This is a genomic window from Sphingomonas sp. HF-S4, assembly GCF_032911445.1.
GTDB lineage: Bacteria > Pseudomonadota > Alphaproteobacteria > Sphingomonadales > Sphingomonadaceae > Sphingomonas > Sphingomonas agrestis.
Window position 1 is genome coordinate 965,541 of sequence record NZ_JAWJEJ010000002.1, and the last position, 16,148, is coordinate 981,688.

A 16,148-nucleotide genomic window follows, 5' to 3' on the forward strand; every position below is an offset into this window, starting at 1 on the left:
CGTTCGCTCTGAGCTTGTCGAAGGGCGGTCCTTCTTGGGATGCAAAGAACGGTGCTTCGACAAGCTCAGCATGAACGGATTTAGGGTTGGGGCGTCACTGCCTCCGGCCCCTGCGGCGTCGCCTGGAGCAGCGAATCGCCGCCCAGCGTGCGGTACAGGGTCACCAGATTGCTGGCCTGCACCAGCCGCGTGTTCACCAGCGTGCGCCGCGCCGAATAAAGCGAGCGTTGCGCGTCGAGGCTCGACAGGAAGGTGTCGATGCCGCCGCGATAGCGCGCCTCGGCGAGCCGATAGGTATCCGCCGCCGCCTCGGCCTGGGCCTGGGTGGCGCGCAATTGCTCGGTGATCGTCCCCCGCCGCGCCAGCGCATCGGCGACTTCGCGGAAGGCGGTCTGGATCGCGCGCTCGTAGCTTGCCACTGCGGCGTCACGCTGTGCCTCGCTCAGCCGCACCCCCGCCGGGCCGGCCCCGGCGCGGAAGATCGAATAGTCGGCGCTCGCCCCCGCCGACCAGTTGAACCCGTTGCCGCTGAACAGCCCGGTCAGCGCGTTGCTCGCCAGCCCGAGCAGCCCGGTCAGCGAGATGCGCGGGAACAGTGCCGCCCGCGCCGCGCCGATCTCGGCATTGGCGGCGCGCAGCGCATATTCGGTCTGCACCACGTCGGGGCGGCGCAGCAGCACGCCTGAATCGATACCCGCGGGGAGCTCGGCGATCGTCGGCGCGGCCTCGTCGAGCGAGGCCGGCAACAGCGTGGGATCGATCGGGGCGCCGACGAGCAGTTGAAGTGCATTGACGTCCTGCGCCAGCGCGGTGCGCTGCTCGGCGAGGTCGGCACGCGCGCCTTCGAGCACCTGCTCGGCCTGGCGCAGGTCGGTGCGCGGCGCGATCCCGCCTTCCAGCCGCGCGCGCGTAAGCCGGACGCTGTTCTCGGCATTGGCCGCGGTGTCCTGGGCGATGGCGAGCAGGCTCGCATCGGCGGCATGGCGCAGCCACGCCTCGGCGATGTCGCCGGCCAGCGTCAGATAGGTCGCCCGCGCGCCCGCTTCGGTGGCGAAATAGCGGTTCTGCTCGGCGCGGGTGAGCGAGGCGACGCGGCCGAACAGGTCGAGCTCGAACCCGGTGACGCCGATATCGGCAGTGAAGCGTGTGCGCCGCCCAGATCCGGTCGATCCGGTAGCGGCGCCGCTGGCCTGTCCGTCCGACACCGTCACGCCGGTGCCCGCTGCGAGTTCGGGGAAGCGATCGGCGCGCTGGATGCGATACTGCTCGCGCGCGGCGCGGATGTTCGCCGCGGCGACTCGCAGGTCGCTATTCTGCGTCAGCGCCTGCTCGATCAGCTTCTGGAGCCGCGGATCGCGGAAGACTTCGCGATAGGTCACCGTGGGCAGCGCGGCTTCGTTCTGCCTGAGATACGCGTCGCCCACCGGCCAGCTCGGCGGCACCGGGGCGGTCGGCTGGACGTATTTCGGCTCCATCGAGCAACCGGCAAGGGCCGTTGCGGCCAGGAACAGGACTGCGTGCCTCATACCTGCGCCTCCGGCTTGCGTCCAAACCGAGCCCGCGCTGCCTTCAAGCCGTCGCGCACCCCGCGCCGGACGAGCACGAAGAACAGCGGGATATAGAAGATCGCCAGGATCGTCGCGGTGAGCATCCCGCCGATCACCGCGGTGCCGATCGCGATGCGGCTGTTGGCGCCCGCGCCGGTCGAGATCGCCAGCGGAAGCACGCCGAAGATGAACGCGAGGCTGGTCATCAGGATCGGGCGCAGGCGGATGCGCGCCGCCTCTAGCGCCGCGTCGATCACCCGCTTGCCTTCCTTCTCGGCGCGCTCGGCGAATTCGATCATCAGGATCGCATTCTTCGCCGCCAGGCCCATCGTAGTGAGCAGCCCGATCTGGAGATAGACGTCGTTCTGCAGCCCGCGCAGCGTCACCGCGAACACCGCGCCGACAAGGCCCAACGGGATCACCAGCAGCACCGCCACCGGAATGCTCCAGCTCTCGTACAGCGCCGCCAGACACAGGAACACGACGAGCAACGACACCGCGTAGAGATACGGCGCCTGCCCCGAGGACAGCCGCTCCTGGAACGACAGCCCAGACCAGGCGACGCTGGTGCCCGGGATCTGCGATGCGAGTTCCTCGATCCGCTGCATCGCTTCGCCCGAGCTCGTGCCCGGCGCGGCCTGGCCCTGGATCTCGAAGGCGGGGATGCCCTGGAAGCGCGACATCGTCGTCGGCGCGGTCGCCCAGCTCGTCTGCGCGAAGGAGGAGAAGGGCGCCATCTCGCCGCTGCGGGTGCGGACGAACCATTCGTCGATATTCGCCGGGGAGGCGCGATACTGCGCGTCGCCCTGGACGAACACGCGCTTCACTCGGCCGCGATCGATGAAGTCGTTGACGTAGCGGCCGCCCCAGGCGGTCGACAGCGTCGAATTGACATCGCCCTGCGCGAGCCCGAGCGCGGCGAGCTTCTGCTGGTCGATATCGACCTTGAGCGTGGCGACGTCGGGGAGGTCCGACAGTCGCACCTGCGCGAGCGCGGGATCGTTGTTCGCCGCGGCGAGCAGCTTGTCGCGCGCCGCCAGGAATTCCTCTCGCGACATCCCGCTGGCATTCTGGAGCTGGACGGTGAAGCCGCTCGACTGGCCCAGGCCGCGGATCGCCGGGGGCACCAGCGCGAAGACCTGCGCGTCGCGGAAATTGTGGAACGCACCCGAGGCGCGCTGGACGATCGCCTCGGCGCCGTTCTCCTTGCCCTTGCGCTGCGACCAGTCGGCGAGGTTGACGAAGCCTTGGCCTGTGTTCTGGCCGCTGGCGCCGCCACCCCCGCCACCGCCGGTGACGGTAAACATCGTTGCGGTGTTCGCGCCTTCCTGCTCGGTGAAATACTTCTCGACTGCGCGCTGGACTTCCTGGGTGCGGCTCTGCGTCGCGCCGGCGGGGAGGCGGAACTGCACCGATGCCGCGCCCTGGTCCTCGGTAGGCAGGAAGCCGGTGGGCAGGCGGGTGAACATCAGCACGAGCAACAGGCACACGCCCGCATAGATCAGCAGGAACAGCCATTTGCGGTCGACCACGGTTCCGACGGTACGCACGTACCGCTCGACCCCGCGATCGAAGTTGCGGTTGAAGCCGTTGCGCGCGCGCTCGAAGAAGTGCCCGACCTTGGGGAAGCGCCGCTCGATGAAGCCGTTGCCGTGCTCGCTCTTTTTCTTGAGCAGGGTCGCGGTGAGCGCAGGCGTCAGGATCAGCGCGACCATCACCGAGAGCACCATCGCCGAGACGATCGTCACCGAGAACTGGCGGTAGATCACGCCGGTCGAGCCGCCGAAGAACGCCATCGGCAGGAACACCGCCGAGAGCACCAGCCCGATGCCGACCAGCGCGAACTGAATCTGCTCCATCGACTGGATCGTCGCGTCGCGCGGGCTGAGGTCGGGATCCTCCTCCATCAGCCGCTCGACATTCTCCACCACGACGATCGCGTCGTCGACGAGCATGCCGATCGCGAGCACCAGCCCGAACAGCGTCAGCGTGTTGATCGAGAAGCCGAGCGCATAGAACACCGCGAAGGTGCCGAGCAGCACCACCGGTACTGCGATGAACGGGATCAGCGTCGCGCGCCAGCTCTGCAGGAAGATGAACATCACGATCACGACGAGGATGATCGCCTCGACCAGCGTCTTGACCACTTCCTCGATCGAGAGCTTGATGAACGCTGTCGTGTCGTTGGCGTACGCGAACTTGAACCCGGCCGGGAAACCGCGCGAAATCTCCTCGACTTTGGCCTTTACCAGTTCGGCGGTCTCGAGCGCGTCGGCGGCCGGCGCCAGGCTGATCGCGATGCCCGCGCCGGGATGGCCGTTGACCCGGCTGACTGCATTGTAGCTCTCTGCGCCGAGCTCGACCCGTGCGACATCGCGCAGCAGCACGTTGGCGCCGCTGGTCTCGGTCTTCAGGATGATCTGCTCGAACTGAGCCGGGGTCTGGAGGCGCGACTGCGCGGTCACCGTCGCGTTGAGCATCTGCGTGCTCGGCTGGGGCTGGCCGCCGATCTCGCCGGCGGCGACTTCGGTATTCTGGTTCTGGATCGCGGTGACCACGTCGCCGGGCATCAGCGCATAGCTGGCCAGACGATCGGGATTGAGCCAGATCCGCATCGCATAGGGCGCCCCGAACACATTGGTGTCGCCCACGCCCGGCGTGCGCGCGAGCTGATCCTGCATGTTCGAGGCCATCCAGTCCGACACGTCCTGGTTGGTGCGCTTGTCGGTCTCGTCATAGACGCCGACGATCATCAGGAAGTCGGGGTTGGACTTGGTGACGCGCAGCCCCTGCTGCTGGACCTGCTGGGGCAGGCGGGTGAGCGCCTGCTGGACCTGGTTCTGGACCTGGACCTGCGCGATGTCGGGATCGGTGCCCTTCTCGAACGTCGCCGAGATGTTGACCTGGCCGCGCGCGGTCGAGGACGAGCTGAAATAGAGCAGTCCGTCGATTCCGGTAAGCTGCTGCTCGATCACCTGGGTGACCGAATTCTGCACCGTCTCGGCCGAGGCGCCGGGATAGGAAGCGCGGATATTGACCTGGGGCGGGGCGACGTCGGGATATTGGGCGATCGGCAGCGACAGAATCGCGCCCAGGCCCATCAGCATGATGATGATCGCGATCACCCACGCGAAGATCGGGCGATCGATGAAGATGCGTGACATGGGCGGTCAGCCGCCCTTGTTCTTGGCGGCGGCTTCTTCCGCGGCCTTGCCCTTGGGCGCCTCGATGCGCTGCGGGGTTGTGGCGGGGACCGGACGGATCTCGGCGTCGGGGCGCAGGTTGGCGGTGCCCTGGACGATCACCTTGTCGCCCGGTGCGAGCCCCTGGGTCACCACCCAGTTCGCGCCGCTCGTGCGATTGGCGACGACGGTGCGCGCCGCCGCGCGGTTGCCCGGGCCGACGACATAGACCGTCGCGTTGCCGCGCGGATCGCGTGACAAGGCGGCTTGGGGCACCAGGAAGGCCTGGGTGTCTATCGCCTGCGCGAACGATGCGCGGGCGAACATGCCGGGGAGCAGCAGTCCCTCGGGATTTTCGAAGCGCGCGCGCAAGGTGACGGTGCCGGTATTGGCGTTGACCACCACTTCGCTGAACTCGACCGTCCCGGTGCGGCCGTAATCGCTGCCGTCCTCGAGCTTGAGCCGGACGGTGGCGCTGCCCGGAGCGAGCCCGCCCTTGGCGAGCGACTTCCGGAGCGCGAGCATCTCGGCGCTCGATTGCTGGATGTCGACGAAGATCGGGTCGAGCCGCTGGATCACCGCCATCGGATCGGCCTGGTTGGTGGTGACCAGTGCGCCTTCGGTGACCAGCGAGCGGCCGATCCGCCCGGTGATCGGGGCGGGGACGCGCGTGAAGCGCAGGTTGATCTGCGCGGTGCGGAGCTGGGCGTTGTTCTGCGCGACCGCGGCATTGGCCTGGCGTGCCTGCGCGGCGGCGTCGGTATAATCCTGCTGGCTGACCGCCTCCATCTTGGCGAGCGGGCGGTAGCGGTCGGCGCGAATCTTGGCAGCCTCAGCCGTGGCGCGCGCGCTTTCGAGGTTGGCCTGCGCTTCGGAAGCCTGCGCCTGATAGAGGCTCGGATCGATCTGGTAGAGCGTCTGCCCGGCGCGGACGATCGCGCCTTCGGTGAAGAAGCGCCGCTGGACGAGCCCGGCGACCTGCGGCCGTACTTCCGAGCTCTGGAACGCCGTGACGCGCCCGGAAAGCTCGACGACCATCGGCACGCTGGTCGGCTGGACGACGACATAGCCGACCTGCGCGGGCCCGCTCTGGCCGCGGCCGTTCTTTTTCTGCGCGTCCTGGCCGCCGCTGCCGCACGAAGCGAGAAGCAGGGCGCCGGCGACGAGCGCCAGACGTGAGGGGCCGCCGATGTTCGATAGATTCAGATTCAATTCGCAGACCCGCTCGTAGCGCTCTCGGGGAGGCGCAGTTCAGTTCCGAAACACCAGCCATAGGCATGCCGCGACGCAGCATCCAGCCGATAAATGTATCAGGATGTGTCAGACAAATGCTGGAAACACGAAAGGTTGCGTAGCCACGCGGGAAAACGCAGTGGCGCAAGCCTTTTAGAGGCCCTAGAAGCCGCCGCCAAATGGCACGTATCGAAACCCCCAAGCGGATCCGGGGCACCCAGGACATCTTTGGCGACGAGCAGCGGCGCTTTGCGACAGTGCTCGATGCGTTCGATCGGGTGCGCCGGCTCTATTGCTTCCAGCGCGTCGATATCCCCGTGTTCGAAGCGACCGGCGTGTTCGCCCGCTCGATGGGCGAGACTTCGGATGTCGTCTCGAAGGAGATGTACACCTTCGAGGACCGTGGCGGCGATTCGATCACGCTGCGCCCCGAATTCACCGCCGGCATCGCCCGGGCGTACATCACCGAGGGCTGGCAGCAATATGCGCCGATGAAGCTCGTCACTTCGGGCCCGGTGTTCCGCTACGAGCGTCCCCAGAAAGGCCGCTTCCGTCAGTTCCACCAGATCGACGCGGAGATCATCGGCGCAGCCGAGCCCGCGGCCGATGTCGAACTGCTCGTCCTCGCCGACCAGCTCCTCCACGAGCTGGGCATCGATGAGGGCGTGACGCTCCAGCTCAATACGCTGGGCGACGCCGAGACGCGCGATGCGTGGCGCACCGCGCTGGTCGCGCATTTCGAGGCGCATCGCGACGCTCTGTCCGAGGACAGCCAGGTCCGGCTCGACAAGAACCCGATGCGCATCCTCGATTCGAAGGACCCGCGCGACCGCCCGATCGCGGACAGCGCGCCCGATATCGACGCGTATTTGACGCAGGAGGCCGCGGCGTTCTTCAAGGCGGTGACCGACGGGCTCGACGCGGCGGGGGTGAAGTGGACGCGCAATTCGCGGCTGGTCCGCGGGCTCGATTATTATCGCCATACCGCGTTCGAGTTCGTCACCGATCGTCTCGGTGCGCAGGGCACCGTGCTCGCGGGCGGCCGCTATGACGGGCTGATCGGCTCGCTGGGCGGGCCCGAGACGGCGGGCGTCGGCTGGGCGGCGGGTGTCGAGCGGCTGGCGATGTTGATCGACGAGCCGGCGGTTGAGCAAATTGAAGTGGCGCTCGTCGCAGAGAATGCGGAGGGGCAGGGGATTGCCGTGGAGGTAGCTTCTCTTCTTCGTAATAATGGTGTCGCGACAGAACTCTATGTGTCCGGCAATCCGCGAAAACGATTCTCGAAGGCTAAGGCGGCATCGCCGCGCCTGCTAATTTCCCTGGATAGAACGACTACGGATCCCGCAGGGCGTTATCTAATTCGTCTAGGGGGCAGCTCCGAAGGTACCGGCGAGCTTCAAGACAAAGTCGAGGCCGCCATCGGTATCCGTTTTCATCCTGAAGACGATCGGTTTTTCGCTGGCGGATGGCGGGGGATGGTTAGGGGCGGTAGCGTCGCATGACCACGATCCCCGCCGACCGCATCGCCGCGATCGAGGCGCGGCGCGACGAACTGCAGGCGCTGATGGCGACTGGCGACTTGTCGGGGGACAAGTTCGTCCAGGTTTCGAAGGAATATGCCGAGCTCGAGCCGGTCGCGCTGGCCGCTGGCGAAGTGCGGCGGCTGCGCGCCGAGGCGCAGTCGCTCCAGCATATGACGCAGGATGCCGATGACGAGATTCGGCAGATGGCGTGCGAAGAATTGCACGCCAATGGCGAGGCGCTTGAGGCGGCCGATCGGAGACTCGCGTTGGCGCTGCTGCCGCGCGACGCCGCCGATGAGCGCGCCGCGATGCTCGAGATCCGCGCCGGCACCGGCGGGGACGAGGCGGCGCTCTTCGCGGGCGACCTGTTCCGCATGTACCAGAAATATGCCGAGGGGCAGGGCTGGAAGGTCGAGCTGATCTCCAGTTCGGCATCCGATTCGGGGGGCTTCAAGGAAGCGATCGCCTCGCTCGAGGGCAAGGGCGTGTTCGCGAAGCTCAAGTTCGAGAGCGGCGTCCACCGCGTCCAGCGCGTGCCGGCCACCGAGACGCAGGGCCGCATTCATACCTCCGCGGCCACCGTCGCGGTGCTGCCCGAGGCCGAGGAAGTCGATATCAAGATCGACGACAAGGACCTCCGCATCGACATCTATCGCTCGTCGGGGCCCGGCGGCCAGTCGGTCAACACCACCGATTCGGCGGTGCGTATCGTCCATATCCCCACCGGGCTGGTGGTGATCCAGCAGGACGAGAAGTCGCAGCACAAGAATAAGGCCAAGGCGATGAAGGTGCTGCGCACCCGCCTGTACGAGCAAGAGCGCGAGCGTCTCCACGCCGAGCGCGCGGGCGCGCGCAAATCGATGGTGGGATCCGGCGATCGCTCGGAGCGGATCCGCACGTATAATTTCCCGCAGGGCCGGGTGACCGACCACCGCATCAACCTGACCCTCCACCGCCTGCCCGAAATCCTCGAGGGCGAGATGGACGAGCTGATCGGCGCGCTGGTCGCCCAGGACGAGGCGGATCGCCTGGCGCAGCTGGATTCATGATCCGCATCGCGCTCGCGGAGGCGGCGCAGCGCCTCGCCGGCGTTACCGACACCGCGCGCCTCGATGCCGAGCTGCTCATGTCGCATGCGCTCGGCGTATCGCGCGACGACCTGCTCCTCCGCCATCTCGACGATCCAGTCCCCGAAGCCTTCGCTCCGCTCCTCCAGCGTCGCCTCACCCACGAGCCCGTCGCCTACATCACCGGCACGCGCGCCTTTTGGACGATCGACCTCGCGGTCGGCCCCGGCGCGCTCATCCCGCGGCCCGACAGCGAAACCCTGATCGAAGCCGCGATCGAGCATTTCGACGAGCGGGCGCCGCTACGCATCCTCGATCTGGGCACCGGCCCGGGCACGCTGGTGCTCGCCGCGCTCGACCAATGGCCGCAGGCGACCGGGCTCGGCATCGATGCTTCCGAACAGGCGCTGGCCTATGCCCGCGCCAATGCCGAGCGGCTCGGCATGGCGCACCGCGCCGAGTTCCGCCTCGGCGACTGGACCGACGGCCTCGCCGAGCCGTTCGACCTGATCCTCGCCAACCCGCCCTATATCGGCACGCACGAGCAGCTTCCGGCCGAGGTGCGCGAGCACGAACCCGCCTCGGCGTTGTTCGCGGGAATCGACGGCCTCGACGATTACGCCCGCATCGTCCCTGCGCTTTCCGAGCTGCTGGCGCCCGGCGGCGCGGCGGTGCTCGAAATCGGCTGGACCCAGGCCAAGGCGGTGTCGGCGCTGGGGCTCCAGCACGGGCTGTTGCCCGCGGTCCACAGCGATCTCGGCGGGCGTCCCCGCGTGATACTACTTACTTGAAACCGGCACCCCCGCGGCCCATATTTGTGCTTGGAGATTGGTGCTCCACGGGCTAAGACAGCGCCGGGGCGAGGCACTTTCAACCAAGTTGTTGAAACTGAGGGCTAAGGCCCACTCCATGGTCATGTGAGCCGTTGCAGTCCGACGGCCGTGGCGAGCGGAAGCGCCGTTTCGGTGCTGTCCGCAAGTGTAACGTGCATCCGGGACCCCGAATGGATCGACGGACGGCTTAAGTAGACAGGACATACAGACCTTGATGAACAATCGTCAGGCTAACAACGGCCGCCGTCGCGGTCGTGGCGGTCAGCAGCGCCAGGGGGGCAACCCCAACCAGGGCAATGGCAACCGCATCGACAATCGTGCGCGCGGAAACGCGGCGCAGCTGCTCGAGAAGTACAAGAACCTCGCCTCCGACGCGCAGCGCCAGGGCGATCGGGTCAACGCCGAATATTATCTCCAGTTCGCGGATCACTATTTCCGCGTGCTGAGCGAGACCCGCGCGCGGTTCGAGGAGCAGAACCCGAACCAGCGCCAGCCGCGCCCGAGCAACGACATCGACGGCGACGACGAGGATTTCGAGTTCGAGGCCGAAGGCAATCGCAGCGACGAATCGCGCGACGAGCGTCCGCAGCAGCGCGAGCCGCGCTACGAGCGTGAGCCCCGGCAGGATCGCGAAGCCCGCCGCGACCGCGACGACCGCGAGCCGCGCCAGGACCGTGAGCCGCGCCAGGATCGTGAACCGCGTCAGGATCGCGAACCCCGCCCGGATCGCGAAGCGCGTCCCGACCGCGAGCCGCGCCAGGATCGCGAGCCCCGCGAGAATCGCCGCGACCGCCGCCCCAATGGCAACGCCAACGGCTTTGCCAATGGCCATCAGGCCGAAGCGCAGGAAGCGCCCGCGCCCGAGCTGTTCGCCGAACAGGCCGAAGAGCGTCCCGCTCGCCCGGCGCGCGGCCGTGGCCGTCCGCGCCGCGAGGAAGCGGTCGAGGCCGATGCCCCGCAGGGTATCGACGCCGCGATCCTGCCGCCGGCCTTCGGCACCGAGGCCACTGCTGCCAACGATGCCGAGGAAGCGCCCAAGAAGCCGCGCCGCCGCCGCGTGAAGAGCGACGACGCCGAGGTGCCGCCGGCCGCCTGATTTCTCTGCGCGTCGGGCTAGCCCTTCGCACCGGAACTGCTAGCATCCTCTCCTGGGAACAGCCTGGGGGAGGATGCTTTGCGTTTGACGGCTCTCATCGCGGCGGCGCTGCCGCTCGCCGCGCATGCCCAGACCGCGCCTGAGGAGCCCAATGCCCAGGGCGACGTCTCGGTGACGATCTACAATAACGATCTCGCGCTGGTGCAGGACAAGCGCACGCTCACCCTCGCCCAGGGGCGCAATCGCCAGGAATTCGCCGACGTCTCGGCCCGGATCCGGCCCGAGACGGTGACGCTCTCGGCCGACGATGCCGGGATCGTCGAGCAGAATTTCGACTATGATCTCCTCTCTCCCCAGAAGCTGATGGACAAGGCAGTGGGGCAGAGCGTCGGGCTGGTCCGCACCAATCCGGCCACCGGTGTGGAAACACGCGAGACCGCGCAGGTGCTTGCCAACAACGGCGGTACGATTGTCCGGGTTGGCGACCGTATCGAAGTCCTGAGTGGGATGGGCGCCCGCGTCGTCTTCTCCAAGCTCCCGCCCAACCTGCGCGCACGGCCGACCTTGTCGGTGACGCTCGACGCCAGCCGCGGTGGCGCGCGCCCGGCGACGCTCAGCTATCTCTCGAACGGCTTCGGCTGGAAGGCCGATTACGTCACCCTGTTCGACGAGGCGGCGGGCAAGATCGACGTCCAGGGCTGGATCACGCTCAACAACAATAGCGGGACGAGCTTCCCCAATGCGCGCACCCTGCTCGTCGCCGGCGCGCCGGGGCAGGGGGGCGGCAATGTCCGCTTCCAGCCGCGTCCGCCCTCGGGCAACCGGCCGGGCACCGAGAGCGCCAATCGCGAGCGGCTCGGCGACTATTATGTCTATCCGATCGCGGCGCGCACCACGCTTGCCAACGCTCAGCAGAAACAGGTCAGCTTCCTCGACGTCCACGGCACGCCGGCGGCCAAGGCCTATTATTTCCGCAACGACTGGCTGGGCAGCCGCACCGAGGCAGCGAGCGTCGATACCGTGCTGCGCTTCTCCTCGTCGAGCGCGGGCGGCCTCGGCGACGCGCTGCCGGCCGGCACGGTGCGCGTCTATATGCGCGACGCGCGCGGCCAGCCGCAGTTCATCGGCGAGAACAATATCCCGCACACGCCGATGGGCTCCGATCTCGCGCTCAAGACCGGCGAGGCGTTCGACGTGAAGATCCAGCCGACGGTCGAGAAGCGCGAACGGATCCAGAGCGACGAATGGGAGCGGACCGGGCGCTATCGGATCACCAAGAACGGCGTGACGACCGAGAAGACGATCGAACAGACGGTCACCTATTGGCGCACCAGCATGAAGTACCGCATCACCAACGCGCGGCCGACGCCGGTGACGGTCGAAGTGGTGCAGGGTGGGCTCGACCATTGGTGGTGGCACGACACCCGCGTCCCCAGCGAGAGCATCCAGGGCACCCAGCGCTCGCCCGACGAGCGCGTGTGGCTGGTGACGGTCCCTGCCAACGGCGAGACCAACCTCACCGTCGATTTCGACACGCGTTACTGATCGCGCGATGCGCTGGCGAAGCCTCGCCTGGCTGTTGCTGCTGGTCGCGGCGCCCGTCGCCGCGCAGCCGGTGGTGACCTCGGCCGCGCCCGAGGGTGTAGCGGTGACCATTTATCGTGCGCAGGATCGCGACCCCGGCGAGCAGATGAATCTCGGCTGGCTCCAGGGCTATGCGCTGGTCACCGAGAAGCGCACCGTAACGATCCCCTCTGGCCGCGCCGTGATCCGCTTCGAAGGCGTCGCCGGCGGCCTGCTCCCCGAAAGTGCGATCGTCACGGGATTGCCCGCGGGGGTGCGCGAGAAGAATCTCGACGCGGACCTGCTCTCCCCGCGCAGCCTCTATGCGCGCTCCTTCGGGCGACCGGTGATCCTCCGGCGCACCGATCCCAACACCGGCACCGTGCGCGAGGAACGCGCGGTGATCCGCTCGGGCGAGGACGGGGCGGCCATACTCCAGACGGAGAGCGGGTTCGAGGCGATCAATTGCGGCCCCTTGTTCGAGCAGCCGGTCTATCAGGGCGTCCCCGCCGGCCTCTCGCCGCGCCCGACGCTGTCGATCGAGACCGATTCGCCTGCCGCGGCGACGGTTACGCTCAGCCTGTCCTATCTCGCCTGGGGGTTCGACTGGCAGGCCAATTATGTCGTCAACCTGCGCGAAGGCGGCGATCGCGCGGATCTCACCGCCTGGGTGACGCTCGCCAACAGCGATCCGACGAGTTTCGTCGATGCCGACATGGCGGTGGTCGCCGGCGAGGTGAATCGCGAAGAGAGCCGGAGCTACAATTTCACGCCGGACCAGTCGCTGGTGCTGCACTGCTTCTTCCGGCCGTTGCCCGAGGAATTCGAGCCTGTGCCGATGCCCGCCCCTGCCGCGCCGATGATGGAAGGCGACATCGTCGTGACGGGCATGCGTGCTTCGTTGCAGTCAGCCAAGTCGTCGCCGGTCACGGTGGTCGGCGAGGATCTCGGCGACTTGAAGCTCTATCGCATGCCGATCCCGACCACCGTCGCGTCGAATGCGCAGAAGCAGGTCGCGATGTATCTCAAGCCCGAGGTAAAGGTTGCGATCCTCTATCGTGGCTGGATCGATGCCGGCAGCCCGGCCGCGACCAGCATCGAGCGCGGGCTGCGCTTCCGCAACAAGAAGGAGGACGGGCTTGGTGTCCCGCTGCCTTCGGGGCCGGTCGCGGTGTTCGAGCCGCTCGGTGGAACCCAAGCCTTGTCGGGTGAGGGGCGGACCTATGACAAGGCAGTCGGCGAAGAGGTGGATATCGCGCTCGGCGACGCCGAAGGGCTATCGGCCAGCGCGACCGAATCGAACGCCGGAGCGTCGACGCGTGCGTATTCGGTGACGATTGCGAATGCGCATCCCTGGCCGGTGCGCTTCGAAGGCAGCGTGCGCTTCGACCAGGGGAATTATCGCATCGAAAAGGTCTCCGCGCGGCTCGGCCGCAAGGACGGATGGCCGCTCTGGAAGGCGACGATCCCGGCGAACGGCAGCGTCACGCTGCGCTACCGCCTTGCCCGGATTCGCGACTAGTCGATATCGATCTCACCCTTCAATCGGTCCTCGACGCGCGCGTCATGGCCACTGCCCGAACTCAGGAACATCAGGCCCATCAGCGCGGCGGCGAGCATCATCGTCGAGAAGATGCCGAGAAAGGTCGCGCTGGCCGTGACCCAGTCGAGCGTGCCGAGCGACCACCACAGCACCAGCTCGGCCAGGCAGACGGTGAGCAGCGATACCAGCGCCATATATTTGAGAATGCGCCGATAGCGCCCCCAGGCGAAGGCGGCATATTCCGGGTCGTCGAGATCTTCCCGCGGCATGGCCATGGTTTTGCAATTGGGTGCGAATCATGGGAGAAACAACCGCCTGAACCCGAAAGCGGAGATATGCGATGACCATCGCGGCAATCCTGGGGGGAAAAGGGCACGACGTGGTGTCGATCGCGGGGGATCGCACCGTCGCGGAGGCCGTCGCGCTGCTCGCCGAGCGGCGAATCGGCGCGGTGCCCGTGCTCGACGGCGAGTCGATCGCCGGCATCTTTTCCGAACGCGACGTGATCCACTGCCTAGAGCGCGATGGTGCGGCGGGACTCGATCGCCGGGTGCGCGACGTGATGACCGCGCCGGCGATCACCGTCGCGCCCGGGGAATCGGTGCTCGGTGCGCTGGCGCTGATGACGCGGCGGCGGATTCGCCATTTGCCGGTCATCGATCGCGGGCGGCTGACCGGCTTCATTTCGATCGGCGATCTGGTGAAGTACCGGATCGAGCGGATCGAATCCGAAGCCGATGCGATGCGCGCCTATATCCAGGCGGTTTAGGGTAGCGAGTGCGGGCCTTTAACCGCGCCGGTTGCGGACCAGCGCGACGACTTCGCTGAGCGTATCGCGCGCGAACAGTGCCAGGCAGCCTGCATAGATCGTCGCGCCCGCCGCGCCGAGCAGGGCCAGTTGCGCCAGTGGCGGTAGCGGCGGCAACGCGCGGGCGAGCAGCGAGACGAGCACTGCCATCGCCGCCGCGGCGATCACCGGCGGGGCCAGCCCGTCGACCAGGTCGCGCAGCCGCACCCCGATCACCGGCAGCGTCCGCCACGTCGAGACGGCAAGGTAGAGCGGGTACGCCGCGAACCACGCCGCGACGAGTCCCATCACGCCCCAATGCACGCCGACCAGGAATGCCGCGGGGAGCAGGATCGCGCCGACAATGCCATTCTGCGCGCTGATCCCGGGGCGGCCGGCCGCGTCGCTCGCCGGCGAATAGAGCGTCTGCAACGTCATCATGGGCATCGCGAGCGCGAGCCAGTGGACCACCGGCGCGGCCTCGATCCATTTGGGCCCGAGCACGACTTCGACCAGCGGCCGCGCGGTCACCGCGAGCCCGAGATAGAAGGGCATCGCGACGACGAAGATGATCCGCGCCGATTTGACGAACCCGGCGGCCATCGCCGCGCGGTCGTCCTTCAATCGCGCATAGGCCGAGAAGGCGACTTCGTTGAGCGGGGGCACGAACTTCGAGACGAAGATCTGGGTGAGGAACAGGCTGGTCGTATAGATGCCCAGCATGTGCGGGTCGAACAGCCGGCCGGCGATGAACACATCGGCCTGGCTCTGGAGGAACCAGAAGATCTGACCCGTCGCCATCACCCCGCCATAGCGCGCGATGTCGCCCGCGCCGCGAAAGTCGAAGCTCGGCCACATCAGCGAACCGGCGGCCCAGGTCATGCCGATGGCGCGCACCGCGAACAGCGCGATCGGTGCGGCGACCAGCGTCCACACCCCGAGCCCGCCCCACGCGCCGCCGAGCGCGACCAGCGCGCCGACCACGCCCGAGGCGAAGTTCACCCAGGCCTGCTTCCGGAAATCCATCGCGCGCGCGAGCAGCGCATAAGGGAGGGCGATGAACGGCGTCGCGATATAGAGCAGCGCTTGCACGCGGAGCAGCTCGGTCACCATCGGCTGGCGATAATAGGCCGCGGCATAGGGCGCGCAGGCGAACTGCACCGCGCCGAGGCCGAGATTGAGCAGGATCAGCATGCCGAACAGTTGGCGCTGCGCGTGGCGCCCGGCATCGCCGCGCTGAATCAGCGCGCTCGCCAGGCCATAGCCATTGAGCATGTTGAGCAGCACCAGCACGACCTGGGTCATCGCGAACAGCCCATAATCGCTGGGGCTGAGCACGCGAATCACGATGAAGGTCGAGCCCCAGGTGAGCAGCTGCCCGGCAATCTGGGTGCCCGAACGCCAGATTACGGCGCTTCGGACTTGATCCTTGAGCGATTCGAGGCCGTGATTCGGGGTGGGGGCAGTTGATTCGGTCACGGGAGTGTCATGCGCTGGCACCTGTTGAGATGGGGTAAAGCACGGTTTTCTGCGGGTTTCGGGGGCGCATTACGGAAAAGCGACAGAAAGTTTCAAAACGCTGTTGACCGAATCGGAAGCCGCGCATAGAAGCCACTCCACCGACGCGGTGCTCTTCACGGGCTGCTTCATCGGTCACCAAAAACCAGGCGCACGGTTCGCCCCGAGAAAAAGGGGTAGGCTGGGGCGTCGGTGTTTTGCGCTCTTTGACATTGTTGAATTGATGAAGGGACATGTGGGCGGCGGCTCCTGGTCT

At 67.3% G+C, this 16,148-nt stretch carries 13 protein-coding genes; 7 read left to right on the forward strand and 6 right to left on the reverse strand.

The annotated features are described in order from the left end of the window. Positions 1-80: 80 nt before the first annotated feature. The 3 genes from RZN05_RS20535 to RZN05_RS20545 are packed head-to-tail and all read right to left on the reverse strand — an operon-like array spanning position 81 to position 5,941. A complete protein-coding gene (locus tag RZN05_RS20535; RefSeq protein WP_317228535.1) occupies positions 81-1,526 on the reverse strand; it encodes an efflux transporter outer membrane subunit in 1,446 nt (481 codons plus the stop codon). Further along, a complete protein-coding gene (locus RZN05_RS20540) occupies positions 1,523-4,711 on the reverse strand; it encodes an efflux RND transporter permease subunit (RefSeq protein WP_317228536.1) in 3,189 nt (1,062 codons plus the stop codon). Before RZN05_RS20540 ends, RZN05_RS20535 begins: the two co-directional genes overlap by 4 nt. Positions 4,712-4,717: 6 nt before the next feature. Continuing rightward, positions 4,718-5,941 (reverse strand): efflux RND transporter periplasmic adaptor subunit, encoded by a 1,224-nt coding sequence (locus tag RZN05_RS20545; RefSeq protein WP_317228537.1) that lies wholly within the window; start codon positions 5,939-5,941, stop codon positions 4,718-4,720. A 200-nt stretch (positions 5,942-6,141) separates the two neighbouring features. Between RZN05_RS20545 and hisS the strand changes: the two genes are divergently transcribed. The 6 genes from hisS (at position 6,142) to RZN05_RS20575 (ending at position 13,566) form a co-directional block, all read left to right on the forward strand. Continuing rightward, a complete protein-coding gene (gene hisS, locus RZN05_RS20550; protein ID WP_317228538.1) occupies positions 6,142-7,464 on the forward strand; it encodes a histidine--tRNA ligase in 1,323 nt (440 codons plus the stop codon). Continuing rightward, positions 7,461-8,534, forward strand: coding sequence for a peptide chain release factor 1 (prfA, locus tag RZN05_RS20555; RefSeq protein ID WP_317228539.1), 1,074 nt, complete (start codon positions 7,461-7,463; stop codon positions 8,532-8,534). The genes hisS and prfA overlap by 4 nt, the downstream gene beginning before the upstream one ends. Continuing rightward, positions 8,531-9,343, forward strand: a complete 813-nt coding sequence (prmC, locus tag RZN05_RS20560; protein WP_317228540.1) for a peptide chain release factor N(5)-glutamine methyltransferase — start codon at positions 8,531-8,533, stop codon at positions 9,341-9,343. The genes prfA and prmC overlap by 4 nt, the downstream gene beginning before the upstream one ends. Positions 9,344-9,596: 253 nt before the next feature. Next, positions 9,597-10,481, forward strand: a complete 885-nt coding sequence (locus RZN05_RS20565; protein WP_394804843.1) for a DUF4167 domain-containing protein — start codon at positions 9,597-9,599, stop codon at positions 10,479-10,481. Between the two features lie 78 nt (positions 10,482-10,559). Then, entirely contained in the window at positions 10,560-12,026 is a 1,467-nt protein-coding gene (locus RZN05_RS20570; RefSeq protein ID WP_317228542.1) for a DUF4139 domain-containing protein, read from the forward strand. Positions 12,027-12,033: 7 nt separating this feature from the next. After that, positions 12,034-13,566: a DUF4139 domain-containing protein gene (locus RZN05_RS20575; protein WP_317228543.1), complete on the forward strand. Its 1,533-nt coding sequence runs from the start codon at positions 12,034-12,036 to the stop codon at positions 13,564-13,566. On the opposite strand, the gene RZN05_RS20580 is transcribed toward RZN05_RS20575, so the two are convergent. Then, a complete protein-coding gene (locus tag RZN05_RS20580) occupies positions 13,563-13,862 on the reverse strand; it encodes a hypothetical protein (protein ID WP_317228544.1) in 300 nt (99 codons plus the stop codon). The two genes, RZN05_RS20575 and RZN05_RS20580, sit on opposite strands and share 4 nt — an antisense overlap. A 65-nt stretch (positions 13,863-13,927) precedes the next feature. On the opposite strand from RZN05_RS20580, the gene RZN05_RS20585 reads away from it, so the two are divergent. Continuing rightward, positions 13,928-14,356 (forward strand): CBS domain-containing protein, encoded by a 429-nt coding sequence (locus RZN05_RS20585; RefSeq protein ID WP_317228545.1) that lies wholly within the window; start codon positions 13,928-13,930, stop codon positions 14,354-14,356. Between the two features lie 18 nt (positions 14,357-14,374). Here RZN05_RS20585 and RZN05_RS20590 read toward each other — a convergent pair whose 3' ends face one another. Continuing rightward, on the reverse strand, positions 14,375-15,853 hold the full coding sequence (locus tag RZN05_RS20590; RefSeq protein ID WP_317228546.1) for a lipopolysaccharide biosynthesis protein: 1,479 nt from the start codon (positions 15,851-15,853) through the stop codon (positions 14,375-14,377). Between the two features lie 7 nt (positions 15,854-15,860). Then, positions 15,861-16,148: hypothetical protein (locus RZN05_RS20595; RefSeq protein WP_317228547.1), on the reverse strand; the 288-nt coding region annotated here is incomplete at its 5' end.

Coding starts and splice junctions, on each gene's coding strand:
- RZN05_RS20585 (WP_317228545.1), top strand. CDS start 13,928: ATGACCATCGCGGCAATCCTGGGGGGAAAAGGGCACGACGTGGTGTCG.
- prfA (WP_317228539.1), top strand. CDS start 7,461: ATGACCACGATCCCCGCCGACCGCATCGCCGCGATCGAGGCGCGGCGC.
- RZN05_RS20575 (WP_317228543.1), top strand. CDS start 12,034: ATGCGCTGGCGAAGCCTCGCCTGGCTGTTGCTGCTGGTCGCGGCGCCC.
- RZN05_RS20540 (WP_317228536.1), bottom strand. CDS start 4,711: ATGTCACGCATCTTCATCGATCGCCCGATCTTCGCGTGGGTGATCGCG.
- hisS (WP_317228538.1), top strand. CDS start 6,142: ATGGCACGTATCGAAACCCCCAAGCGGATCCGGGGCACCCAGGACATC.
- RZN05_RS20535 (WP_317228535.1), bottom strand. CDS start 1,526: ATGAGGCACGCAGTCCTGTTCCTGGCCGCAACGGCCCTTGCCGGTTGC.
- RZN05_RS20580 (WP_317228544.1), bottom strand. CDS start 13,862: ATGGCCATGCCGCGGGAAGATCTCGACGACCCGGAATATGCCGCCTTC.
- prmC (WP_317228540.1), top strand. CDS start 8,531: ATGATCCGCATCGCGCTCGCGGAGGCGGCGCAGCGCCTCGCCGGCGTT.